The sequence below is a fragment of the Robiginitalea aestuariiviva genome, from assembly GCF_029537735.1.
GTDB lineage: Bacteria > Bacteroidota > Bacteroidia > Flavobacteriales > Flavobacteriaceae > Robiginitalea > Robiginitalea aestuariiviva.
Window position 1 is genome coordinate 914,178 of the sequence record NZ_JARPUQ010000002.1, and the last position, 24,742, is coordinate 938,919.

At 57.5% G+C, this 24,742-nt stretch carries 22 protein-coding genes; 12 read left to right on the forward strand and 10 right to left on the reverse strand.

Annotation, left to right across the window (positions count from 1 at the left end; translation table 11 throughout):
• Nucleotides 1-4: 4 nt before the first annotated feature.
• The 6 genes from lolA1 to OZ410_RS10875 all read right to left on the reverse strand — a co-directional run bounded on the left by lolA1 (nt 5) and on the right by OZ410_RS10875 (nt 6,768).
• Complete coding sequence (gene lolA1 / locus OZ410_RS10850; protein WP_277707985.1) at nt 5-652, reverse strand: outer membrane lipoprotein periplasmic chaperone LolA1; 648 nt, start codon at nt 650-652, stop codon at nt 5-7.
• Entirely contained in the window at nt 649-3,003 is a 2,355-nt protein-coding gene (locus OZ410_RS10855) for an FtsK/SpoIIIE family DNA translocase (RefSeq protein ID WP_277707986.1), read from the reverse strand. The genes lolA1 and OZ410_RS10855 overlap by 4 nt, the downstream gene beginning before the upstream one ends.
• A gap of 55 nt (nt 3,004-3,058) precedes the next feature.
• Nucleotides 3,059-3,424, reverse strand: a complete 366-nt coding sequence (locus OZ410_RS10860; RefSeq protein WP_277708368.1) for a diacylglycerol kinase family protein — start codon at nt 3,422-3,424, stop codon at nt 3,059-3,061.
• Nucleotides 3,417-3,923 (reverse strand): thiol peroxidase, encoded by a 507-nt coding sequence (tpx, locus tag OZ410_RS10865; RefSeq protein ID WP_277707988.1) that lies wholly within the window; start codon nt 3,921-3,923, stop codon nt 3,417-3,419. The genes OZ410_RS10860 and tpx overlap by 8 nt, the downstream gene beginning before the upstream one ends.
• 62 nt (nt 3,924-3,985) lie before the next feature.
• Nucleotides 3,986-5,476: a Na+/H+ antiporter NhaC family protein gene (locus OZ410_RS10870; RefSeq protein WP_277707989.1), complete on the reverse strand. Its 1,491-nt coding sequence runs from the start codon at nt 5,474-5,476 to the stop codon at nt 3,986-3,988.
• Between the two features lie 68 nt (nt 5,477-5,544).
• Entirely contained in the window at nt 5,545-6,768 is a 1,224-nt protein-coding gene (locus tag OZ410_RS10875) for a PLP-dependent transferase (RefSeq protein ID WP_277707990.1), read from the reverse strand.
• A gap of 151 nt (nt 6,769-6,919) precedes the next feature.
• On the opposite strand from OZ410_RS10875, the gene OZ410_RS10880 reads away from it, so the two are divergent.
• Both OZ410_RS10880 and lpdA read left to right on the forward strand, forming a co-directional pair.
• A complete protein-coding gene (locus OZ410_RS10880; RefSeq protein WP_277707991.1) occupies nt 6,920-7,378 on the forward strand; it encodes an Lrp/AsnC family transcriptional regulator in 459 nt (152 codons plus the stop codon).
• A 100-nt stretch (nt 7,379-7,478) separates the two neighbouring features.
• Nucleotides 7,479-8,879, forward strand: coding sequence for a dihydrolipoyl dehydrogenase (gene lpdA, locus OZ410_RS10885; protein ID WP_277707992.1), 1,401 nt, complete (start codon nt 7,479-7,481; stop codon nt 8,877-8,879).
• A 1-nt stretch (nt 8,880) separates the two neighbouring features.
• Here lpdA and OZ410_RS10890 read toward each other — a convergent pair whose 3' ends face one another.
• Entirely contained in the window at nt 8,881-10,062 is a 1,182-nt protein-coding gene (locus tag OZ410_RS10890; protein WP_277707993.1) for an acyltransferase family protein, read from the reverse strand.
• A gap of 135 nt (nt 10,063-10,197) precedes the next feature.
• Here OZ410_RS10890 and OZ410_RS10895 point away from each other — a divergent pair, with 135 nt between their 5' ends.
• The 6 genes from OZ410_RS10895 to OZ410_RS10920 all read left to right on the forward strand — a co-directional run bounded on the left by OZ410_RS10895 (nt 10,198) and on the right by OZ410_RS10920 (nt 18,994).
• On the forward strand, nt 10,198-10,731 hold the full coding sequence (locus OZ410_RS10895; RefSeq protein WP_277707994.1) for an NADPH-dependent FMN reductase: 534 nt from the start codon (nt 10,198-10,200) through the stop codon (nt 10,729-10,731).
• A 6-nt stretch (nt 10,732-10,737) separates the two neighbouring features.
• Nucleotides 10,738-11,589, forward strand: a complete 852-nt coding sequence (locus OZ410_RS10900) for an alpha/beta hydrolase (RefSeq protein WP_277707995.1) — start codon at nt 10,738-10,740, stop codon at nt 11,587-11,589.
• A gap of 35 nt (nt 11,590-11,624) precedes the next feature.
• On the forward strand, nt 11,625-12,938 hold the full coding sequence (gene tilS / locus OZ410_RS10905; RefSeq protein WP_277707996.1) for a tRNA lysidine(34) synthetase TilS: 1,314 nt from the start codon (nt 11,625-11,627) through the stop codon (nt 12,936-12,938).
• On the forward strand, nt 12,908-14,905 hold the full coding sequence (locus tag OZ410_RS10910) for a protein-disulfide reductase DsbD family protein (protein WP_277707997.1): 1,998 nt from the start codon (nt 12,908-12,910) through the stop codon (nt 14,903-14,905). Before tilS ends, OZ410_RS10910 begins: the two co-directional genes overlap by 31 nt.
• 91 nt (nt 14,906-14,996) lie before the next feature.
• Nucleotides 14,997-17,399, forward strand: a complete 2,403-nt coding sequence (locus OZ410_RS10915; protein WP_277707998.1) for a penicillin acylase family protein — start codon at nt 14,997-14,999, stop codon at nt 17,397-17,399.
• Nucleotides 17,400-17,464: 65 nt separating this feature from the next.
• The gene (locus OZ410_RS10920; protein WP_277707999.1) at nt 17,465-18,994 is read left to right on the forward strand and encodes a YifB family Mg chelatase-like AAA ATPase; all 1,530 of its coding nucleotides are present in this window, start codon (nt 17,465-17,467) and stop codon (nt 18,992-18,994) included.
• Nucleotide 18,995: 1 nt separating this feature from the next.
• Here the strand turns inward: OZ410_RS10920 and OZ410_RS10925 are convergent, their stop codons facing one another.
• Genes OZ410_RS10925 through OZ410_RS10935 form a run of 3 tightly spaced genes read right to left on the reverse strand, consistent with a single transcriptional unit; the run spans nt 18,996 to nt 20,933 of the window.
• Nucleotides 18,996-20,114, reverse strand: coding sequence for a pyridoxal phosphate-dependent aminotransferase (locus tag OZ410_RS10925; RefSeq protein ID WP_277708000.1), 1,119 nt, complete (start codon nt 20,112-20,114; stop codon nt 18,996-18,998).
• 57 nt (nt 20,115-20,171) lie between these two features.
• Complete coding sequence (locus tag OZ410_RS10930) at nt 20,172-20,471, reverse strand: hypothetical protein (RefSeq protein ID WP_277708001.1); 300 nt, start codon at nt 20,469-20,471, stop codon at nt 20,172-20,174.
• Between the two features lie 18 nt (nt 20,472-20,489).
• Complete coding sequence (locus tag OZ410_RS10935) at nt 20,490-20,933, reverse strand: hypothetical protein (protein ID WP_277708002.1); 444 nt, start codon at nt 20,931-20,933, stop codon at nt 20,490-20,492.
• A 214-nt stretch (nt 20,934-21,147) separates the two neighbouring features.
• Here OZ410_RS10935 and OZ410_RS10940 point away from each other — a divergent pair, with 214 nt between their 5' ends.
• From OZ410_RS10940 to OZ410_RS10955, 4 genes are read left to right on the forward strand one after another with little or no spacing between them, the layout of a single operon-like run.
• Nucleotides 21,148-22,335: an Nramp family divalent metal transporter gene (locus OZ410_RS10940; RefSeq protein WP_277708003.1), complete on the forward strand. Its 1,188-nt coding sequence runs from the start codon at nt 21,148-21,150 to the stop codon at nt 22,333-22,335.
• A gap of 3 nt (nt 22,336-22,338) precedes the next feature.
• On the forward strand, nt 22,339-23,076 hold the full coding sequence (gene pxpA, locus OZ410_RS10945) for a 5-oxoprolinase subunit PxpA (RefSeq protein ID WP_277708004.1): 738 nt from the start codon (nt 22,339-22,341) through the stop codon (nt 23,074-23,076).
• Nucleotides 23,073-23,816, forward strand: a complete 744-nt coding sequence (pxpB, locus tag OZ410_RS10950; RefSeq protein ID WP_277708005.1) for a 5-oxoprolinase subunit PxpB — start codon at nt 23,073-23,075, stop codon at nt 23,814-23,816. The genes pxpA and pxpB overlap by 4 nt, the downstream gene beginning before the upstream one ends.
• Nucleotides 23,803-24,648: a 5-oxoprolinase subunit C family protein gene (locus OZ410_RS10955; RefSeq protein WP_277708006.1), complete on the forward strand. Its 846-nt coding sequence runs from the start codon at nt 23,803-23,805 to the stop codon at nt 24,646-24,648. Before pxpB ends, OZ410_RS10955 begins: the two co-directional genes overlap by 14 nt.
• Nucleotides 24,649-24,742 lie beyond the last annotated feature (94 nt).

Sequence of the window (24,742 nt, forward strand, 5' to 3'; positions counted from 1 at the left end):
GTCCTTAGTTTCTTACGATGTAGTAGCCTTCGTCCTCGTACTTCTGGACGTCAAAGGTAAATAAGGAACCGGAAAGAGGCTGGTTCGTTTTAAAAGAATTAACGGTTATGGTAGTCTTGGTGCCGTTTTTGCCGGTTTCGATCAGCTTCTGGATGTGCTTGGTTTCCACATCGATCCCCAGCAGGATGGAGGCAATCTCCGAATGGGTGTCTATGGGGGTGAGTTTTACGAACTGCACCTTGCGGCCCATCACATTCTGTAGGATGTCCCAGGCGTAATTGTGGCCTTCCCGGTAAAAGGTAAGCATCTTGGAGGGGCTCACTGTGCCAGCCTCGTCGGACTTGTCTTCAATGGTCACTTCCTCGTTTTCAGGCACAATGGTATAAACCTTTTTGCCGTCGTACAACTGGGTGGCCCCCAGGTAATGGAGCAGGTACTGGTCGCCCTTCAGGGTGAGGTCGCCCCGGTTTTCCTGGCGCACGTTGGCCTCGGCATTGTAGAGCTCAAACTTAAAGTCGACAACGATATTGTCGTATCCCTGCACCTTCTGGTACACTTCGTCCAGCAGGGCTTTTGCCTTAGCGGCATCCTGGGCGGAGGCATTCCAGGCGGCCATTACGGCCAGCCATAGGAGAATCAATGGGCGTTTCATGTGTTGGAATTCGTTTCGTTTTGCAATAATTGGTCCAGGGCTGCCATGTCCGGTACCAGTACCTGCCGCGCCTTGCTGCCCTCAAAGGGCCCCACAATGCCGGCGGCTTCCAGTTGGTCCACAATCCGGCCCGCCCGGTTGTACCCCAATTTCAGCTTGCGCTGGATCAGGGAGGCAGAGCCTTGCTGGGCCATAACCACCACTTCGGCAGCTTCCCGGAACATGGCATCCCGTTCTTCGATACTGTAATCAATTCCTGTGCCAGAATCTTCACCGACGTACTCCGGTAGCAGGTGGGCATCCGGATACCCCCGCTGGCTCCCGATAAACTCGGTAATTTTGGCAATTTCGGGGGTGTCCACAAAGGCGCACTGGATGCGGATGGTGTCGTTACCCTGGGTAAAGAGCATATCCCCCCGTCCGATCAGCTGGTCTGCCCCGGTGGAATCCAGGATGGTCCGCGAATCGATTTTGGAGGTGACCCTAAAGGCAATCCGGGCCGGGAAGTTGGCCTTGATCAGACCTGTGATCACATTCACCGAAGGCCGCTGGGTAGCAATAATCAAGTGAATTCCAATTGCCCGGGCCAGCTGGGCCAGGCGGGCTATTGGGGTTTCCACCTCCTTGCCGGCAGACATGATCAGGTCTGCAAACTCGTCAATCACCAGTACAATGTACGGCAGGTAACGGTGCCCGTCGTTCGGGTTCAGTTTGCGGGCCTTGAATTTGGTGTTGTATTCCTTGATGTTCCGGACCATGGCGGTTTTGAGCAACTCGTACCGCTCGTCCATTTCGATACAGAGCGAATTCAGGGTATGGATCACCTTGGTGTTGTCCGTAATGATGGCCTCTTCCGTATCCGGGAGTTTGGCCAGGTAGTGCCGCTCAATCTTGTTAAAGAGGGTGAGTTCCACTTTTTTGGGGTCTACCAGCACAAACTTTACCTCGGCCGGGTGTTTCTTGTACAGCAGGGAGGTCAGGATGGCGTTCAGACCCACGGATTTTCCCTGCCCGGTGGCTCCGGCCATGAGCAGGTGGGGCATCCGTGCCAGGTCTACCACGAAGGTTTCGTTGCTGATGGTCTTCCCCAGGGCAATGGGCAGCTGCATTTCGGCATGCTGGAATTTTTTGGAGGCGATTACGGAGCGCATGGATACCACCGTGGGGTTTTTGTTGGGCACTTCAATTCCGATCGTTCCCTTTCCGGGGATAGGGGCGATAATACGAATCCCCAGGGCGGCCAGCGACAATGCAATGTCGTCTTCCAGGTTTTTGATCTTGGAGATCCGGATACCGGCCTCGGGCACAATTTCATACAGGGTTACCGTAGGCCCGATGGTGGCTTTTATCTGGGCGATACCGATTTTGTAATTGCGAAGGGTTTCGACAATCTTGTTCTTGTTTTCCTCCAGTTCTTCCTGGTTGATGGTGATCCCCCCTGCTGCTCCATGGGTATCGAGGAGTTCCAGGTGGGGAAGGCGGAATTTGGAGAGTTCCAGGGTGGGGTCGAATTCCCCGAAGTCCGAAACCAGCTGGGCGGCCTTGACCTCGGATTCTTCCGGTTCTTCGGTTTGGGTCACCTCGATCTGGAGTTCACTTTCCGCCGGGGCATCCATCGGCTCTGGGGTTGTCGGATCCAGGGCCGGGATTTCCGTTTTGTGGGTATAGGGGTCCGGGGCCTCCTCCTCAGGCAGTTCGTCCTCCGGTTCCAGGACGTCTTTTGTGGCGGGTTCCGTGGGCGCTGCCGAACGCGGTTTTAACCCGGACCCGGCCCGCGCCAGGGCCTGGGCGAATTCCCGGGGGTGGAAGTCAAAAAGGCGTACAAGGATTACCACCAACCCAAAAAGCAGCAGCAGCATAACCCCGATCCGGCCGGCATAATCCCGTAAAAAGTCATTAATCTCAAAACCGACCTGCCCGCCAAGCAAAGGTTGAGCGGGGGCAAAAAAGCCCAGGGCCAGGGAGGCCCATACCAGCATTACCAGGCCCCACACCCACCGCGAGACCAGGCCCCGGAAGGGAATGCTCAAAAACAGGTGCAGCCCGGTCAGGCAGAGCAGGATGGGGAATACAAAGGAAGCCAGTCCAAAGCCTTTGTACATAAAGAAGTGACTTACGGCCGCCCCGAATTTGCTCAGCAGGTTGCGGGCCTCTGCATTCCGGTCCCGGAATTCGGTCAGGGCGCTTTGATCGTCCTGCCAGTTAAAGTAAAAGGAGATAAAACTGAAGAACAGGGCCAGACTAAGGAGTACCAGCAGACTTCCCAGGATTACCTGGTTCTGCTTGGATAGGGACCAGGACCTGCGTTTGCGGGGTGCACTCCGTTTTTTTTGCTTCTTTGTTCGGGCCATGCGGTGGTTAGGGCTTCCGGGGTCCTAAATTACAAATTATGCCGGAGGGCCCGGCTTAAAATATTTTGGGGATATAGATGATCAACCCAACGGCTACGGCAATCAGGGAACAGAGCATCACGGCCCCAGCGGAGATATCCTTGAGCTGGCCAATGGCCGGGTCCCGTTCCGGTTGTACGTAGTCCGAGAGTTTTTCAATGGCCGTATTCACGCCCTCTACGCCCATCACCAAACCAATGGCCAGTAATTGGGCGATCCATTCCATAGGCGAAATATCCAGGTATATGCCCAGGAAAGTAACGGCCAGGGCAATCCCCAGTTGGATCTGAATGCTAGCCTCTGTACGGATAAGCAACCAGGCCCCGCGAAGGGCGTACCCCACACTTTTCACCCGGTTAGACAGGAAGGATTCCTCAGGCATTTTCCAGGGCATCTAGGGCTTCCTGGTAATTCGGTTCCTGACCAATTTCGGGAACCTGTTGGGTGTAGTGCACCACCCCTTCGGCGTCCAATATAATGACACAACGACTCAACAGGGCTTCAAACCCCCCGTCTGTCATGGTCAGGTTATAGGCTTTCCCAAAACGTCCGTCCCGGTAGTCGGAGAGCATAACCACATTTTCGATGCCTTCCGCCGCACAAAAGGCCTGTTGGGCAAAGGGGAGGTCGCGGGAGATGCACAGCACCACGGTGTTGTTCAGCCCTGCAGCACTTTGGTTAAAATGCCTTACCGAGGCCGAACAGACGCCGGTATTTACACTCGGGAAGATGTTCAAGAGTACTTTCTTTCCGCGGTAATCGCTAAGGGAGGACCGGGAGAGGTCGGTCTTGACCAGTTCCACATCCGGAGCCTGGGTTCCGGTTGCCGGGAGGGCCCCCAGGGTATGTACTTCGTTTCCGCCTAAAGTGATGGTTGCCATAGTCGCATATTTTGGGGTGAAATTACGAAAATGCCACGGCCTGAAAAAGAACTGGGCCTTACTTATTTTGCGGCGGCCTTCCCGCGGGTCAACTGGGCAATTTTGATGCCCAGGGCGGCAAATACCAGGGTGGTAATGGGGCTCAGCCAGTTAAAGATGGCGTACAGGAAATATTCGCCTACGGATACGCCCAGTACTGAACTGTGGTAGGCCCCGCAGGTGTTCCAAGGAATAAGTACCGAGGTCACCGTGCCGGAATCCTCCAGGGTACGGCTCAGGTTCTGGGGCGCCAGCCCCCGGTCTTCATAGGCCTTTGCGAACATTTTTCCGGGCACCACAATAGCCAGGTACTGGTCGGATGCGGTTATGTTCAGGGCCAGGCAGCTACCCACGGTGCTGGCAAAAAGGCCAAAGGTGGTCTTGGCCAGCCCCAGCAGGCCCTCTGTGATTCGGGATAGTGCGCCAATGGCATCCATGACCCCGCCAAAAACCATGGCGCAAACAATCAGCCAGATGGTGCCCAGCATCCCCTCCATCCCCTTGGCGGAAAACAGGTCGGTCAGGGCCGGGTTATCCGTGGCAATAGTGGTTTGTACGGTGATGGCATTCATAATGCCTTTGTAGGCGGACTCAAAATCCAGGGATTGTGCCCCGGTCAGGGAAGCCACTACCCCGGGTTGGAATATGAGGGCGAATACCCCGCCGAGCAAGGTGCCGGCCAGCAAGGCTACCAGGGGAGGGGTCTTTCGGACAATCATTGCAATGACGGCCAGGGGTACCAGAAAGAGCCAGCCGCTGATGTCGAACACGCCGGTTATGGCGCCTTGTATGGCAGAGGTGTCTGCCGCCCCGCTGGTTTCCAGGGTAAAGCCCAGGATTATAAATATGATTAGGGTGACGGTAATGGTGGGCGTGGTAGTCAGGGCCATATACCGGATGTGGGTAAACAGGTCCCCGCCGGCCATAGCTGGCGCCAGGTTGGTGGTGTCGCTTAAGGGAGACATCTTATCCCCGAAATAGGCCCCGGAAAGGACGGCCCCGGCGGTCATTCCCAGGGAAATACCCAGGGCATCCCCAATGCCGATCAGGGCAATGCCCACCGTGGCTGCCGTGGTCCAGCTGCTGCCTGTGGCCACGGAGATGATGGCGCTGATAATGACGCAGGCGGCCAGAAAAATGGTGGGGTTCAGGATCTGCAGGCCGTAATAGATCATGGCTGGGATAATCCCGCTTATCAACCAGGTACCTGCCAGGGCGCCCACCATCAGCAGGATCAGCAGGGCCCCGGAAGTGGAGCGGATGTTTTCGGCCACCTCGGCCAGCATGGTTTTAAAGGATACTTTTTTGAAATAGCCCACGAGGGCTGCCACTGCACCCCCCATCAACAGGATAAACTGGTTGGAACCCCCAACGGCATTGTCCCCAAAAACGAAGACGTTGTAGGCCAGCATCCCGATCAGGGCCAGTACCGGTATCAGGGCCTCCCAAATGGAGAGTTCCTTGTTTTCTACTATGTGTTCGTCTTGCCGGTACTTGGGTTTGGATGCTGCCATAGGGATGTTTTGGAGCCCTAATATTACGATATTGCCAGCGCTCCTGCAACCGACGGCCCGGATGGGTCTTACCCGTTTGTGCTGTTGAGCTCCGGCAACAGCTCCAGGCTTTCCATACACTGGCGCATGCGCTGGTAGGTCCGCTGAATATCGTGGTCCAGCCCAATGGAAAATCGGATTAACCCATCGCTCAGGCCCATCGCCTCTTGTTCTTCCTCCGGGATTTCCGAAGAAGTGGAGGTGCCCGGGGCGCTAAAGAGGGTCTTGTAGAAGCCCAGGCTTACCGCCAGGTACCCCAGGTTTTCCCGCTGCATAAGCTCCATAAGCCGGTTGGCCTGCTCCAGGCTGCCTGCATCCAGGGTCAGGATGCCTCCAAAACCGTATTCGGGTACGATCAGCTCCTGCATCAGCTCATGGCCGGGGTGAGAGGCCAGGCCCGGGTAAACCACCCGCAGGCCGTCGGCTTCAAACCGCTGGGCCAGGTACAGGGCGTTGGCGCTGTGCTTCTGGATGCGCAGGTGCAGGGTACGCATATTTTTCAGGATGGAGGCTGCGCGCAGGCTGTCCAGGGTACTGCCCAGGAGCATACCCGCCCCGTCGTTGACATCTTTCAGGGCCAGGCAGAATTCGCGGGTGCCGCAAACGGCCCCCGCCACCGTATCGCTGGTGCCATTGATGAATTTGGTGAGGCTGTGGATCACGATGTGCGCCCCCAGGCGGGCCGGGGCAATGGAAAGGGGGCTAAAGGTGTTGTCTACTACCAGCGGGATGCCCCGGGCATCGGCCAGGCGGGCAAGGGCCGGGATATTGGCCACTTCCAGCAGGGGGTTGCTCACCGCCTCGCAATAGATCATCCGGGTATTGGGTTTAAGGGCGGCCTGCACGGCTTCAGGGCGGGTGATGTCCACAAAGCTGACCTCAATCCCGAAACGCTTCAGGAAATTCTTCATGAAGGCGTAAGTGCCCCCATAGATGGTACGGCTGCTTACCAGGTGGTCGCCGGCGCTGCAGAGCTGCAGGATCACGGCGCTGATGGCACCCATGCCGCTGGCCGTTACATTGGCCGTTTCCGTGCCTTCCAGGGCGGCCAGGGCCTCGCCCAGGTAGAGGTTGGAAGGGGAGGAGTGCCGACTGTAGAGGTAGCAGCCTTCCGTATTCCCCTCAAAGGTGTCGAACATGGTCTTTGCGGAGAGGAAGGTGTAGGTGGAAGAGTCCGAAATGGAGGGGTTTACCCCGCCAAATTCCCCAAAATAATGAAGGTCCTGAAGGGCATCGCTTGCGTTGTGGTCCATGGCGTTAGTTTTATTCAAAAGTATGTAATAGCACCTATTAAATCAATAAATTTGGAAATATGAGGAATATCTATCTAAAAAATATTTACTATGTAGAATATTAATCTATATTTATGGTTCTTAGCCCATACCACCTGAAAATCTATCTGCAATGAAACTTGACGCCACCGATAAAGCCTTGCTGCGGCTGCTGCAACAGGACGCCAAGCAAACCACGAAAGCCCTGGCCCGGCAGATTGCGCTTTCCCCCACGGCCGTATACGAGCGTATCCGGAAACTGGAAAAAGAAGGGGTGATCGACAGCTATGTGGCCCTGCTGGATGCGCGCCAGGTAGACCGGGGCCTCAAAGTCTTTTGCCAGATCCGCCTGGATCAGCATATCCGCAACCAGGTACAACAGTTCGAAAAGGAGGTGCTGCAGCTGGAGGAAGTGGTGAGCTGTTACCACATCGGGGGCGCCTACGACTACATCCTGGAAATATGCGTGGCCAACATGGAGGCTTACCGGGAATTCATGGTAGGCAAACTCACGGCCATCCGCCATATCGGGAGCACCCAAAGCTCTTTTGTGATCAGCCAGGTGAAGCACACCACGGAGTTGCCCCTTTAGTCCGCAGCAATTCAGGGCCTGCCTCGATTCGGATGCCAAAAACATTCGTATTTTTGTCATTCGAAATTGAAATCAATCCTAAACCAGGAAACCCTCTGATATGAAATCCTACGATGTTGCCGTGATCGGCTCCGGCCCCGGCGGGTATGTAGCAGCCATCCGCTGCGCCCAACTGGGTATGAAAACCGCATTAATCGAAAAATACAGCACCCTGGGCGGCACCTGCCTGAATGTGGGCTGTATCCCTTCCAAGGCCCTGCTGGATTCCAGCCACCACTACCACGATGCGGTAAACCATTTTGAAGAGCACGGCATTGAAATCCCGGATACGGTTAAGGTAAACCTCAAACAAATGATTGCCCGCAAGGCTTCCGTGGTGGAGCAGACCACCAAGGGCATCGATTTCCTGATGGACAAGAACAAGGTGAATGTCTACCATGGCCTTGGGAGCTTCAAGGATGCCACCCATATCCGCATCCAGGGGGAAGAAGACACCGAAATCGAAGCCAAACACAGCATCATCGCTACGGGCTCCAAGCCGTCCAGCCTGCCCTTTATCGATATCGACAAGGAGCGGGTCATTACCTCAACCGAGGCCCTGAAACTGGAGGAAGTGCCGGAACACCTGATCGTGATCGGGGGCGGGGTCATCGGCCTGGAACTCGGGCAGGTCTATAGCCGCCTGGGCGCCAGGGTCAGTGTGGTGGAATATATGGATCGGATCATACCCGGCATGGATGGGGCCCTTTCCCGGGAACTCACCAAGGTCCTCAAAAAGCAGGGGGTTAAATTCTACCTCTCCCACAAGGTGACCGGGGTTTCCCGTAAAGGCAAAACCGTTACCGTAAAGGCCAACGACAAGAAAGGGGAGGAAGTGACGCTGAAAGCCGACTACTGCCTGGTATCCGTGGGGAGGCGCCCCTATACGGATGGCCTGAATGCGGAGGCTGCCGGGGTGAAACTCAACGATCGCGGGCAGGTAGAGGTGAACGACCACCTGCAGACCACGGCCAAAAACATCTACGCCATTGGCGATGTGGTCCGGGGCGCGATGCTGGCCCACAAGGCAGAAGAGGAAGGCGTGATGGTGGCCGAAATCCTGGCAGGGCAGAAACCCCATATCGACTATAACCTGATTCCGGGCGTGGTGTATACCTGGCCCGAGGTTGCTGCGGTCGGCAAGACCGAGGAACAGCTCAAAGAAGCCGGCGTGGAATACAAGAGCGGCCAGTTCCCCATGCGGGCCCTGGGGCGTTCCCGCGCCAGTATGGATACGGATGGTTTTGTGAAAATACTGGCCGACAAGAAAACGGACGAGGTTCTGGGCGTGCACATGGTGGGCGCCCGGGTAGCGGATTTGATTGCCGAGGCGGTAACGGCTATGGAATTCCGCGCTTCTGCCGAAGATATTGCCCGCATGAGCCATGCCCACCCCACCTATGCCGAAGCCGTGAAGGAAGCGGCCCTGGCCGCCACGGACAACCGGGCCCTACACAGCTAATTTATCTGGGGGCCCACCCCAACAGGCGAAGTAAACGATTCCAGAGTACCTGCAGGGCCTTCCGGAGGTTCCTGGTGCCCTGGCGGGCCCACCCCCCAGCGGTATCCAGCCCTTGGCGCAGGCCGGTGCGGAGGTTTGCTTCCCGGGTATCGTAAACCAGAGCCAGCCAGGTACAGAGGATCATAAAACCGAGGGCACCGGCAATGGCTGCCCAGGGTGTAAGGCTGTGGTGGAAATACCGGTACAGCCCCATACCGGTAAAACTCCCGTACAGGATAATAAAGTGAATCACGTAGATGCTCAGGGTATTCTGCCCGATGCGCAGGAACAGCGCCTGCTCCATCAGCTTTCTCAGGAGCATAAAGGCGGCAAAGACCAGCATCACATCACCCAGGCGGATAAACAGGTAGTTGTTGGAAACGATCATAGGAAAGAGCTCCCAACCCGTGGCTTTCCCGGCCCAATCGAAAAAGGGGGAGGAATACCAGAGGAGGAAGACCCCAGCCAGCAGGCTCAGGACAATGCTTTTTAAATACAGGCGAGGGGTGTTGCGGAACCGCCGGAATGCCATGGCCAGAAAACCGCCGATAGCCGCATAGCCGACCCAGGGGATAATGGTAAAGACCGAACCATTGGCTTTGGTAAAATAATTGGCCAGCATGGGGGGAATGCCGCTGTAATCCCAGGTTTTATATACCGGCTCAAAGAGGAACAACACCAGGGCTGTACCCAGCAGCAGGGCAGGGAAGGCCCATCCCCTCCATTTGCCGGAAAGGACATAGACCCCGATAATCAGCAGCAGGGCGGCCCCGATGCAGTGCAATACATCCACAAGGAAGAACGAGGGATACAGGGACCCTTTCATTAAACCCAGGAAGTTGGTGCGCAACAGGTAACCGATGATGATGAGTTGTACTCCCCGTCGCAGCCCCTTGCGCAGTCGCGGGTTCTGTATCCCCTGCCGGGGTGCCCGTACCAGCAGGAAGGTGAAGATAAAGCCAGACACCGTGAAGAACACGGGGGCCGTAATGCCACGGAAATACTTCCAGGTTTGGTAAACGGCATTGGCGGGATCCCGGAACGCATTGTCCAGCAGGCCGTCCACAAAATGGCCCTGCAGCATCATCAGGATGGCCCAGGCCCGCATGGCATCGATAAAATATAAACGTTGGCTATTCTCCAATCCGCTCCTGTTTAAAACACCCTATATACTCCGGTTAAGGGGCGGTCGGATGTTTTCGGCCGTAAAATTAACCAAAAATGGATGGGAGGTCCTGTAAAACCTTTATTTTAAGGCGCAAAACCAAATGTCACGCTTATGGGAACCCTCCTGGCCTTTGCAGGCAGCAACTCCTCTACCTCTATCAATTTCAGGCTGGTCCGCTATACGGTTGGCCTTATCCATGACCGGGCCGTGGATTGCCGGGATATGGCCGAAGTGTCCATCCCCATGTACAGCGAAGACCGGGAACGGGCTGCAGGTTTCCCGGATGCGATAGAGGACCTTTACCAGGCGCTTCAAAAGACGGAGGGACTGGTCCTTTCCGTCAATGAACACAACGGCAACCCTTCGGCATTTACCAAGAACCTGTTGGACTGGCTATCCCGCAAGGACCGGGCTTTTCTGGAAGGCGTGCCCATACTGCTCATGTCTACCTCTCCCGGGAAGCGAGGGGCACAATCCTCCCATGGGATCATCGAGGGCATGCTGAAGCGTTTTGGGGGGCAGGTCACGGCTACCTTTTCCCTTCCATCCTTTAAAGAACATTTTGGTGAGGACGGCATTGCAGAACTGGAATTGCGCGAGGCCCATGCCCACGCCCTATCCCTTTTCCTCCAGGAGCTCAACTAGTCTCACATGTCATTACACATGCAATCCGAAACCCTGGAAACCCAATGGGGAGGCGTCCGAACAGCAGCCTGCTGGGTGATACCCCCGGCTCCCATTGGCGTAGTGGTGCTGGCCCACGGTTTTGGGGAGCACAGCGGCCGCTACGGGAATTCGGTCTGGCCTTTGCTATATGAGCAAGGGTGGGCGGTGCTTACCTTCGATTGGGTGGGCCACGGCCAGAGCGCGGGCCGCAGGGGCTCCTGCCGGGGGTATGACCAGCTGCTGGGGCAGCTTTCCGGCGCCTGGAATGCTGCGGAAGACCGGTTCCCGGGCCTTCTCCGGGTCTTGTATGGACATAGTATGGGCGGCAACCTGGTCCTGAACTTTGTGCTCAGGGGGCTGGGCAGCCCCGACGGGGTAGTGGCCAGCAGCCCCTACCTGCGCTTGGCGTTTCGACCGCCCGCCTGGAAATGGAAGTTGGGCAGGTTGCTGTACCACCTGGCCCCCCGACTGACCCTGGCATCGGGGCTGGATCCCAACGGGATTTCCACGGACCCCGCGCAGGTAAGGGCCTATAGGGAAGACCCCCTGGTGCACGACCGGGTAAGCCCCAGCTACAGTTTTCCCATCCTGGACGCCGGGGCATGGGCCCTAAAGCACGCTGCCCAATGGCAGACGCCAGCCCTGGTACTACACGGTACGGCAGACCCCATTATAGATCCTAACGGCTCCCGGGAATGGTGTAAAAAGGCACCGCAAACCCGGTTATTCCTGGCCCGGGGTGCCTACCACGAATTACATCACGACCATGCCTGGCCAGAGGTTTCCCGGGAGGTTGCCCAATTCCTGGAAGCCGTGAGATCCACGGCCCGAAGGTAGCGGTATCCGCGTAAAAAAGGCCGTACCTTTGCGGTATGGAGGCCGCCTTTAAAGCCCATCTGGAAACCCATTTCCCGGAAATTTTACTGCAGCCGGTCCTGCTTGCCTGCAGCGGAGGCCTGGACAGCGTGGTCCTGGCGCACCTGTGTGCCCGTCTGGGGGTGCAGGCCACTTTGGCCCATTGCAATTTCCAGCTTAGGGGTGGCGAAAGCGACGGGGACCAGCACTTTGTGGAGGTCCTGGGAAAATCCCTGGGCATCCCTGTGGTCTGCAAAACCTTTCAGACCCGTGAATACCTGGAGGAACATGGCCTTTCCGTTCAAGAGGGGGCTCGTGAATTGCGGTATGCCTGGTTTGAAACCCTCCTGGACGCGGGCAGGGCCAATTTTGTGCTTACAGCCCACCATGCCAACGACCAGCTGGAAACGTTCCTGATCCATCTGGGGCGGGGGACCGGCCTGGACGGGTTATGCGGTATCCCTGCGCGAAACGGCCGGGTCCTGAGGCCGTTACTCCTATTTACGCGGGAGCGGCTGGAGGCCTATGCCCAGGCCAGTGGCCTAACCTGGCGGGAGGATAAAACCAATGCCGAACTGGAGTATTTGCGCAACCGCTACAGGCACCTGGTTATCCCGGGGTTGAAAGCGGTGGTGCCGGAGTTCCCGGAGCGTTTCCAAACCACCCTGACCCACCTGCAGGGCAGCCGCGCCCTTGTTGAACGATACGCCGGGCAGCTGCGGGAATCCCTGTTCCGGGAACAGGAAGACGGCACCCATGTACTCATAAAGGGACTCCTGGAACTGGAGCCCCTGCAACCCCATCTCTATGCTCTGTTCCAGCCTTATGGGTTTTCCGACTGGCCGGCACTGGAACGCCTGTTGTACGGCCCTGCCGGCAAGGAAGTCCGTTCGCATACGCATCGCATGCTGCGTGGGAGGGAGAGCCTGATCCTGAGGTTGTTGGAGCCAAAGGAAAAAGGGGTTTATGAAGTTGACCCTGAAGGGGGCGGGACCGGCCTGCCGCTTTCCCTGAGGTTTGAAAATGTTTCTGAGTTGGGCCCTACAGGACCGGGCATACTATATGCAGACCGGGATGCGTTAAAGCAGGGGCTACGCCTTCGTAAATGGAAAAAAGGGGACTATTTTTATCCCCTGGGACTGGGCGGCCGGAAAACGATTTCCAAATATTTCCGCGATGCCCGCCAATCCCGTTTCCGGAAGGAAGATGCCTGGCTGCTATGCAGCGGGGAAGATGTGGTCTGGATTATAGGCCATCGGGCGGACGACCGTTTTAAAGTGACTGAAAGCACCCAAAACATATGGAAAATTACCTGCGAAGCATACGAATAGGCCTGTTGGCCCTGGTTTTACCTGCGGTCGTGTCGGCCCAATTCGGACTCCCTACCCAGATCGAGGACCCGGTACAATGGCAACAGTCCCTGCAGCGCGGGGACTCTACCCTGACCCTGGTTATGGAAGCCGAGATCCAGGAAGGATGGCATTTGTATACTCAGTATTCGGACCCCAACGGCGCCATGCCGGCCGAATTTGAGTTCGTAGGGGAGGGGACGGGCTACCTGCGGGAAGGCCCGGTGGAAGAAAGCGAGACCCACACGGCCTACAATGACATTTTTGAGGTGGATGAGACTTTCTACAAGGAACAGGGCAGCTTTCGCCAGCGCATCCGCCTGCTGGACCCGGAACTGGATCAAATAGTGGTTCGGATCCACTACCAGGTGTGCGAGGAGGTCTGCATCCCGGGGGATCACGAATTTGTATTCCGTTTGAAGGAAGGCACCACCCCGCCGCCCGGCAAGATGGAAGGGACCGACGCCCGCGCCGCCGCCCTGGGGGCGGCCCTGAAACTGGATTTAAAATACACAGAGCGCCTCCGCGGTAGCGATGCCCCTGCCGAAGCCGGGGAGTCTTCCCTGTGGGTGATTTTTGGCCTGGGCTTTCTTGGGGGCCTCATCGCCCTGCTCACCCCCTGCGTTTTCCCGCTGATTCCCCTGACAGTGTCTTTTTTTACCAAGCAATCCGGGAGCCGCGGTTCGGGAATACGCCGTGCCCTGTGGTACGGAGCCAGCATTATCCTGATTTACTTCCTGTTGAGCCTGCCCTTCCATTTTTTCGATTCCGTGGACTCGCAAATCCTGAATTCCATCGCCACCAATATCTGGCTGAACCTGTTCTTCTTTGTGGTGTTTATCGCCTTTGCCTTGTCCTTTTTCGGGTATTATGAACTCACTTTGCCTGCTTCCTGGGCCAACCGGGTGGATGCCGCCTCCGAACGCATTGGCGGAGGGGTGGGGATCTTCTTCATGGCCCTGACCCTGGCCATTGTATCCTTTTCCTGTACAGGACCCATCCTGGGGGGCTTGCTGGGGAGCACAGCCCTTTCCGAAGGCTCCGTGGCTACCAACCTCACGGCCGGCATGCTGGGCTTCGGGGTGGCGCTGGCATTGCCCTTTACCGTATTTGCCCTCTTTCCGGCAGGCCTGAGCAGGCTGCCCGCTTCCGGGGGGTGGATGGAAACGGTGAAAGTGGTCTTGGGCTTCCTGGAACTGGCCCTGGCTTTTAAATTCCTCTCCAATGCCGACCTGGTAGGCCACTGGGGGCTATTGAAACGGGAAGTTTTCCTGGGCATCTGGATTGCCCTGGCCCTGGGGCTGGCCCTTTACCTGCTGGGCGTTTTTCGTTTTAAATCCCATGGGGGTTCTGCGGGTATCGGATGGGTGCGCCGCGCTCTGGCCCTGGCCAGCCTGGCGTTTGCCGGGTATCTGGCCTATGGTTTGGTTACCCGTCAACCCCTGCAGGGCCTGAGCGGCTTTCCGCCCCCGGATTTTTACAGCGTGGTGGAGTTGGAGAGCGATTGCCCCCTGGGGCTGGATTGTTACAAGGATTTTGAAGCCGGCCTGGAGGTGTCCCGGGAATCCGGGAAACCCATCCTTCTCGATTTTACGGGGTGGGCCTGTGTGAACTGCCGGAAAATGGAGGAGCAGGTTTGGAGCGACCCGGCCGTCTTCCAGTTACTCAAGGACCGCTATATCCTGGTGAGCCTGTATGTGGACGACCGCGAGGCCCTGCCCGAGGACCAGCAATTTGTTTACCGTTTCAATGCGGAACGCACCAAGCGCATCCAAACCATTGGCGACCGTTGGGCCACTTTCCAGACGGTCAACTTCGGTTCGGTCTCCCAGCCCTATTACGTAGCGCTAAGCCCGGACCTGGAAGTGCTGGGGCCTGCGGTACAGACCACGGATACCGAAACCTATCGGGAGTGGTTAACGGCCGGCTTGCGGGCCATGGAGCCCTGAGCAGGCACGGTCAGATGCAGATGGTCGGGCTTTTGCTGGCGGATTCCGCGTAAAGAGCTATCTTTAATTCCAAGCAAACCGAACACCCACCTTGAAGCGATTTCGTAAACCCCTGCGCCTGGTACTGATCCTGGTACTCGTGCTGCTGCTGGCCGGCTTTTGGCTGGTAAGAAGCCTGAAACCCGATTATTCCGGAGACCGTCCCCTGGCCGGGCTCACCGATAGCGTACAGGTGCGCTACGACCCCTATGGCATTCCGCATATTTATGCCGAAAACCAGGCAGACGCCTTTCGTGCCCTGGGGTATGCGCATGCCCAGGACCGGCTCTGGCAGATGGAATTACTGCGCCGTGTGGGGCGGGGCGGTCTTTCCGAGGTTTTTGGCCCGGATTTGTTGCCTACCGATCGCCTTTTCCTAAGCCTGGGCATAGACCGGGCCACCGGGGCCCTGCTGGCGGAAGCAGACTGGAATACGCCTGAAATGCGACTGGCCCAGGCCTATCTGGATGGGATAAACACCTTTGTGGAACAGGGGCCCACCCCTCCGGAATATTATCTGACCGGCCTGGATAAGACACCCTTTTCCCTGAGGGACGTATATAATTCCATTGGGTATATGGCTTTTAGTTTTGCCATGGCCCATAAAACCGACCCCCTGCTGGAGCAGATCGGCCAAAAGCTGCCGCCTGCCTACCTGCAGGAACTCCTGGACGAAGACCCCTCCCGCACGCAGCGCATCGGCAATTACGACGCCCGTACGGCCGAGCCGGAGGAAACTTCCTGGGCCGCGGCCGTACGCCGCGTCCTGGCCCCCTTGCCGCTCCCGGCCCTGGAAGGCAGCAATTCCTGGGTGATCCACCCTTCGCGTACGGCTACCGGCGCCGTGATCCTGGCCAACGACCCCCATATTGGCTTTGCCCAGCCTTCGGTGTGGTTTGAAGCCCACCTGAGTACCCCGGATTACGAAAAATACGGCTACCACCTGGCAGGTATCCCCTTCCCGCTGCTGGGGCACGACCGGAACCTGGCCTATGGCCTGACCATGTTCGAAAATGACGATATCGATTTCTACCGGGAGACCACAGACCCTGCCGATAGTTCCCGATACCTGCGCCCGGAGGGATGGCAGGACTTTGAGGTGGTGGAAACCGAAATCAAAGTCAAGGGGGCAGCCCCGGTAACCTTTTCCTACCGCCGTACGGACCTGGGGCCGGTTATGAACCCGGTACTCGGGATGGGGGAAGGGCAGCCGCCTGTGTCCATGGCCTGGACCTATACCCAGGGCGCCAACAGGGTTTTGCAAGCCCTGTATGGCATTGCCCATGCCAAAGACCTGGCCACTTTTGAAATGGCCGTAAAGGACATCCACGCGCCCGGGCTGAACGTGATGTACGGGGATGCCAAAGGCAATGTAGCCTGGTGGGCCGCAGCCCGCCTGTACCGCCTGCCGGATTCCTTGTCTACCAAGGTGTTTCGGGAGGGCGCTGCCACCGGACCCGGTTATGCGCAAACCTTGCCGTTTGCGGACAACCCCAAAGCCATTAACCCACCCTGGGGATATGTGTATTCGGCCAACAACCAGCCGGACAGCACGGCTGCCGGGTATATTCCCGGGTATTATTTACCCGAAAACAGGGCACGCCGTATTGTGAATTTACTCGATTCCCGCAGGGATTGGGACCCGGATGCGGTGGCGGGGATGCTTACCGATGCCGTGTCTCCGGTTAATCCGGAAATAGTTCGTACCCTGTCCCGCTATATGAAAGTAGAAGGCCTGGAAGGGCAGGAGCTACCCTGCCTGGACTTGATCAACGCCTGGGACGGCGACTACCCGGTAGAGGGGCAGGAAGGCCTGATCTACCACCGCTGGATCTATTACCTGCTGGCCGAAGGCTATGCAGACGAACTGGGGGCGGAAGACTTTCAGGGGTTGCTGGCCACCCACCTCCATAAACGGCTTATTGCCCGTATGGTCGAAAATCCAGAATCCGTCTGGTGGGACAATTTCCATACCCCGGAGGTTTCGGAAACGCTGACTGATGCTGTAAACACGGCTTTTAAAAAAGCTATCGCCTCCCTGGTCCGGGATTTCGGGCCCAATCGGGAGCAATGGCAGTGGGGGCGGGCCCATACCCTGGAACACAAACACCCCATCGGGCAGGTGGCCTGGTTGCGCCCCTTCTTTAACGTTGGGCCATTCCCGGTACCGGCAACCCGGGAGGTGATCAACAACCTGGCATTCCAGTACGATTCCACGGGCATGTACCCCGTAACTTCCGGGCCTTCTACCCGCCGGATTGTCGATTTCTCGGATATCGAAAACAGCCGCAGTATCCTGCCTACCGGGCAGTCTGGCAACCCCCTAAGCCCCCATTACGATGACCAGGCGGCCATGTATGTGCAGGGGGAATTCCGGAAAATGATGCTCAATGCCGAGGAGATCCGGGAAAACACCCGCTACCTGCTGCGTTTTTACCCTGCCCCCATTAAATAACCCGCTGGCACCCGGGCTGCAAGAGGCCTGCACTATGGAGGGGTACCTTGCGGCAAAAATCCCTTATGCTGGCAAAAGTCTACGGGAGCGCGGTCCTGGGGATCGAGGCCATCACCGTTACTATTGAAGTCAATATAGATACCGGAATCGGGTACCACCTGGTGGGGCTGCCGGATAATGCCATCCGGGAGAGTAATTACCGCATTGCTGCCGCGTTGTTGCATAACGGCTATCGCATCCCTGGTAAAAAGGTAACTATCAACATGGCCCCCGCCGACCTCAGGAAGGAGGGGGCAGCCTATGACCTGAGCCTGGCCCTGGGGATCCTGTTGGCTTCCGGGCAACTCGCTTCGGAAGCGGCCGACCGGTATATGGTGATGGGAGAACTGGCCCTGGACGGCACCCTTCATCCCATCAAAGGCGCACTGTCCATTGCGTTAAAGGCCAGGAACGAGGGGTTCCGGGGGGTGGTATTTCCCGCTGCCAATGCCCCTGAAGCTGCAGTGGTAAAGGGCCTGGAGGTGTATGGGGCCGGGAGCCTGGAACAGGTAATTACGTTTTTTAAAACCGGGGAAGGCCTGGAACCGGTTAAGGCGACCCCTTTTGAGACCCAACCGGACCCCGTGGAGGGCCTGCCGGATTTCAACGAGGTCCGCGGGCAGGAAACGGTCAAGCGGTGTATGGAAATTGCAGCTGCCGGGGGGCATAACATGATCCTGATCGGCCCCCCGGGATCGGGCAAAACCATGCTGGCCAAGCGCCTGCCCGGCATCCTGCCGCCCATGAGTCTGGAAGAGGCTTTGGAAACCACCAAGATCCATAGTGTAACCGGGGTCCAGGGCCGTTGCGGGCTGGTGCGGCAACGCCCGTTTCGTTGCCCCCACCATACCATTTCGGATGTAGCCCTGGTGGGCGGGGGCAGCTACCCCCAGCCGGGGGAGATTTCCCTGGCCCATAACGGGGTGCTTTTCCTGGACGAGCTCCCGGAGTTCAAGCGGCATGTCCTGGAGGTGATGCGGCAACCCCTGGAAGAGCGGGAAGTTACCATTTCCCGGGCCCGGGTAACCGTTACCTACCCGAGCAGCTTTATGCTGGTAGCCAGCATGAACCCCAGCCCCGGGGGGTATTTTAACGACCAGGCCGGGGGGCACGGGAATAACCCCGCCGAGGTCCGGCGGTACCTGGGGCGGGTCTCCGGCCCGCTGTTGGACCGCATCGACATCCATATGGAGGTTTCCCCTGTGCCGTACGAACAGCTCTCAGATGCGCGTAAGGGCGAACCGAGTGCTTCCATACGGGCCCGTGTTACCCGTGCCCGTGAGGTACAGAAAACGCGTTTGCAAGGGGCGGGCATCCATTGCAATGCCCAGATGAATGTCCGGCAAATCCGGCAGTATTGTGCCCTGAGTCCTGCGGCTTCGAGATTGTTGGGGAGCGCTATGGAACGGCTGCAACTGTCGGCCCGTGCTTACGACCGCATCCTGAAGGTGGCCCGTACCATTGCAGACCTGGAGGGTTCGGCTGCAGTGACGGAATCCCATTTGTCGGAAGCCATACAATACCGCAGCCTGGACCGGGAGGGATGGCTGGCGTAAGTTAGCCCATTACCTTCCTAAGGGCAGTGTTAAAGGCCTCTACTTCCTCCAGCGTACCGGTACTGATGCGCGCCCAGTTGGTCAGGGGTGGGAAGGGCCGGCCAATCTGCACGTTTTCCGTTGCCATTTTGCCGATCAGGCTGCGGATGTCCATGCCGCTGCGGAAAAAGACAAAATTGGTATGGGAGCGCACATAGGGCAACCCCAGGGTGTCCAGGTTTTTGTAGATCATGGCCTTGGCCTTTTCGTTCTGCTGTAGGCTGAATTTGTAAAAGGCATCGTCTTGCAGGGCCGCCTCGGCCGCAATCAGGGCCGGGGTGTTGGTGTTGGCCATCAGGGAATCCCGCAGGCGTGCAGCGATGTCCGGACGAGCAATCAGGTATCCGATGCGGAAGCCCGCCAGGCCGTATACCTTGGAAAAGGTCTTGGATACGATTACGTTGTGACCCGCTTTCACAAATTCCACCATGGAAGGGTAATCCGGTTCGGTGATAAAATCGTAATAGGCCTCGTCGCTGAAGATCACGGCCTTTTTCTCGGTGGCAGCGATAAAATCCCGGAGGCGGTCGGCCGGCAGCAGGGTACCGGAGGGGTTGTTCGGGTTGCAGATAAAGATCAGTCGCGTTTTGGAGGTTACACGCCGGTGCATGGCATCCAGGTCGTGGGAGAGGGTGTCATCCAGGGGTACGCGGTGTACGTAGGCGCCAAAATGTTCCGCGTAGGTCAGCAGGGCCTGGAAGGTGGGGTCTGCCGCGATCACTTCGCCCCCGCTAAGCCCATAGACCAGGCCTGTGGCCTTCAGGCCTTCGGTAGATCCGCCCGTGATCACCACGCAGGCCTCGGGCACCTCCTCCTTGGCCGCAATGGACTTCACCAGGCTTTCTGAATAGGCAAAGGGGTACCTGCATCCGGCGTCCATGCGGTCTATCACAGCCTGGCGTACCCGCTGGGAGGGCCCGTAGGGATTTTCATTGGCGTTGAGTTTGACCGGCCCGGCCAAAGGCGGGCGCGTCAAAACAGGTTTGGACATTTCTGCCAGGGCGGAGGCCCCGCCAAAAAGGGTAAGCCCTCCTCCGAGGGCCATGGTTTTAAGCCATTGTCTGCGATCCGTCGAATTCATATCACTTGATTTGCGTATTGCATCAAGGTACGAAACTTTCAGAATTCCCGTTGCGGCTTAGAAGATGTGGTAGAGGGTATTGCTGAGCAGGATGGCCAGCATCAGGATTACCATAGCCAGGTTTACGGTAATGGCAATCACTTTCTTTTCGGTTAGGGGTTCCCCTATACCCCGGTATATGTAAAAGGATCCCAGGATGCCCAGGCAACAAGAGGCCAGCACCGGCAATCCGAACAGGACACGGGAAATAGTGGGGTTAAAATTGATCATGATGGACACCGCAGCAAAGGTGAGCAGGATCAGGATGAACTTGCTCATGCGGTAGGACCTTTCGGTGTACTTGATTTCAGCGTCCATACTTCTGGGGTTTAAGGGTTAAACGACCTTGATATTGGCCTTGAGTCCTTCGATAATGCCCCTGATATTTTCGATGGTGTCTTGCAAATGGTGCCGGATCAACAGCTCCGGGATCCGAATGGTGGTAAAACCGTTCTTGAAGGCTTCCATGGTCGATTCGAGTTCACAGATCGCCTGTTCTGCGGTCAGGGGTTTATGGCCCCGGTCGATTTCGATATTCAGCTTCACCCTGGAAATGGCCAGGTCTACGGTTTTCTTGCCATCCCACCAGGCCAGCATAGAAGGGATACCCGCTTCCTTAAGCCCGTAATACAGCACTACTGCTGCCTCCGGGATACCCTGCTGGCGAATCAAACGGTCTACCCGTTTGAAATGAGATTCGCAAAGTGCCGCCTTAAAGCGCTCCATGCTTTGGCGGTGGTCCAGATAGTTCAATGGTCTATTGCATTCCAGACAGCTCATGTGCTTATGTTCGATTTATAGTTCGTTTTACAGGTTTCGGGAAAGTTATAACCCGCGATTTTTGGATTTCGTATAACGATTCGACGTATGACACTCCAGGGGTGGGGGAAACCCCCCTTTTTTCGATGAACGACATTTTTTACCCGGCCGAAGCGGTCCGGGTAGCTTCCTGCGAAAGGGTTATCTTTACCCGAACCTCTAACCGGGCAAACGGATGCGAAAAACAGGACCTGGGCTGCTGATTGCAGCTGCTTTTATCGGGCCGGGAACGGTAACCACCTGCCTGCGGGCCGGCATCGAAAATGGATACACCCTGCTTTGGGCCCTCCTGCTCTCGGTACTGGCGACCCTGGTATTACAGGAAATGGCCGGGCGCCTGGGCCTGGTTACCCGTTCCGGGATCCCAGAAATCCTGCGCAGGCGTGCCATGCGCCCGGCGTTGCGGTGGGGTGCCCTGGGGCTGATCCTGGCTGCGGTGGTGTTAGGCAATGCGGCGTACCAGGCGGGGAATGTGGCCGGGGCCGTGCTGGGGATGGAAGCCCTGGGCGGTAGCACCGGATATGTGGTATACCCCTGGTTGATCGGGGGCATTGCCGGGGGAATGCTTTGGTTTGGCACCTATAAATTCCTGGAAGGGGTTTTTGCCGTACTGGTAGGCCTGATGAGTCTATCCTTCCTGGTAGCAGCTGTGGCATTGGGTCCGGCCCTGCCGGCCTTGTTGGAAGGCTTGTTTGTTCCGCGGGCACCCGGGGCCTCCATCTGGACCGTCCTGGCCCTGATCGGGACCACCGTGGTCCCCTATAATGTATTCCTGTATGCTTCTTTGGTCAATGAAAAATGGTCCGGTGCCGAAAGTATCCCGGCCATGCGCCGGGACATTGGATTATCCGTGGTCCTGGGCGGCCTTATTTCTATGGGGATCCTGGTAGCCGCGGCAGCCTCAGGAGTTACCGGGGTTTCCGGGGTGATGGACCTGGCATCTGCCCTGGAGCCGGTATACGGAGCAGGTGCCCGTTACGGGTTGGGGATCGGGCTATTTGCAGCCGGGATCAGTTCGGCCATTACCGCCCCGCTGGCTGCCGCCTATGTGGCCCAGCAGTGTATGGGCTGGGACCCTATGGTTGATCGCGCCAAATTCCGGGCCGTTTGGCTGGGGGTACTCCTGTTCGGGGTCCTTTCCCTGAGCCTGGAATTCAGGCCCCTGGAGGTGATCTACTTTGCGCAGATTGCCAATGCCCTTTTGCTGCCCCTGATTGCTGCCTTCCTCTGGTGGGGGGTGCGCAGCGGGGCCGTTATGGCAGGGTACCGAAATACAGCCTGGCAAAATGCCTTTGCCGCCGGGGTCTTGCTGGTTGTAACCCTGCTGGCTTTGAAAAGCATCCTGGGAATCCTGCAAAATTGACGTATGTACCAGATCGATATTAATTGCGACACCGGGGAGGGGATTGGGAATGAGGCCTTGCTTATGCCCCTGATCGGTTCCTGCAACATAGCCTGCGGCGGCCATGCGGGCGATATGGCATCCATGGAGATGTGCGTGTCCTTGGCCCGGAAGCACGGGGTGCGTATCGGGGCGCACCCGTCATATCCGGACCGGGAACATTTCGGACGGCAATCCCTGGTGCTTGCGCCGGATGTCTTACAGGCCAGCCTGCAAGAGCAGCTCCGCGCCATGGACCAGGTTCTGGAATCTTCGGGCGCCCCTTTGCACCATATCAAGGCGCACGGGGCCCTCTATAATGACCTGGCTGTGGGAGGAGCCCTGGCCGCAACCTACCTGCAGGCCCTGGCTGCATATCGGGGAATAGCAGCCTTATATGCCCCTGCCGGTTCTGCATTTGCCGACCAGGCCCGCGAAGCCGGATATGCGGTAATTGAAGAGGCCTTTGGGGACCGCGCTTATCAACCCGATGGAAGGCTGGTGCCGAGAACGCAGGCAGGAGCCGTGCTCCATACCCCCGAGGCCGTCCTGGCCCAGTTGCTGGAGATGGTTTTCCATGAGCGGGTACGTAGCCTTCAAGGGGCCTTTGTGCCCCTGAAGGCACAGACCTTTTGCATTCACGGCGATACCGCCGAGGCGTATGAAATATTGGCGTATCTTGCCCGTGAATTGCCCAAACACCAGATACAGTTCTCCCCGTGAAACCCGTACCCTTTCACCTGAAACCTTTTGGCAACCGCGCCGTCCTGCTGGAATGGCCCGCAGAAGTACGGGAGGAAATCCTGTTTGACCTGCTGGGGTTTGCGGACTTTTTAAAATTTGGGGATTTTCCGGAGTCCGAATGGGAATTCATCCCGATTTACCATTCCCTTACCCTGATCCGCAAAGCAGGCGACCTGCACTATGCAGAGACACATAAGGCCCTGGAAGCCGCCTATACCCGCTACCCGGGGCCAACGGATACAGTAGGACAGCATTGGGAGCTACCCGTCCATTACGATCCCGAATTTGGACCGGATCTGGAAACCGCTGCCCAGGCGGCCGGTATGGACGTGGACGGCCTGATCCGGGCACATACCGCCCAGGCCTACCGGGTGTATGGGATTGGCTTCCTGCCGGGCTTCCTTTACCTGGGGGGCGTTCCGGAACTCCTGCAGATTCCGCGAAAGGCAACGCCCAGGCTCCGGGTGCCCAAGGGCTCGGTTGGGCTGGCAGCACAACAAACCGGGATATATCCGCAGGAATCCCCCGGGGGGTGGAACCTGATCGGGAATTGCCCGATCCCCCTGTTTAATCCCGGCCAATCCCCGCCATGTTTTATTTCCCTGGGCGATACGGTGGGCTTTCGCAGCGTAAGCCGGAGTGAATTCGACCTCCATCGCATTGAAGGGGAAGTAGGGGTGTACGACTTTAAAAAGAAATACGGCAATGCTAAGGATTAAACGCCCCGGGTTTTACGTATGTGTGCAGGATTACGGCCGCACGGATTTCCGACATTACGGGGTGCCCCGAAGCGGGGTGGCAGACCGCCTTGCTGCAGCACGGGTGAATTCCCTGCTGGAAAATCCCGAAACGGATGCCATGCTGGAAATTGTGATGCAGGGCCCGGAGCTCGAGTTTGAAGTGCCTTCCCATATTGTTATAAGCGGGGGATGGATGGAAGCCTGGCTGGGGGATGAAGCCCTGGAAATGGATCGGGTTTACGCCGTACCCAAAGGCGCCGTATTGCAATGTGGGCGGGTGCGCAGCGGCTTTCGCGCCTATTTGGGCGTGAAAGGAGGCATCCGCACCAAGCCGGTTATGGGTAGCCGTTCCCAGTTTTTCCCAGTCACCCCGGCGGGGAAACTGGTTGCGGGGGATGCGCTCCCCATCGAACCCTCCGAGGCTTTTGAGCCCAAACTCTTGAAGTTGAGCCCCCTGGAGTTGTATCGGGAAGTGACGCTGGACGTGGCCCCGGGGCCCGAATTTGAATTGCTGGACGAACCCGCTCGCGATGCCCTTTTCAACACGGTGTTTACCCTGGCTAAGGAACACGATCGCATGGCCTGTCAGCTGCAGGAAACCCTGCCGCCGCATACCCACCGGATGATTACCTCGGCAACCCTGCCGGGTACCGTACAACTTACCCCTGCGGGCAAGCTGATCCTGCTGATGCCCGATGGGCAAACCACGGGGGGCTACCCCAGGATGCTGCAACTGTCTGCCCGGGCACAGAGTATACTGGCCCAGAAGAAATTCGGGGATCGGGTGCGTTTTCGGGAAGATTCCTTCTGACCCCTGTATTTCAGGCCTGATTTAACTCATGATTGAATATGGTAATTTTTAGCACCTAAGACACTGTAATACAGTATTTTGGTAGCTTTAAACT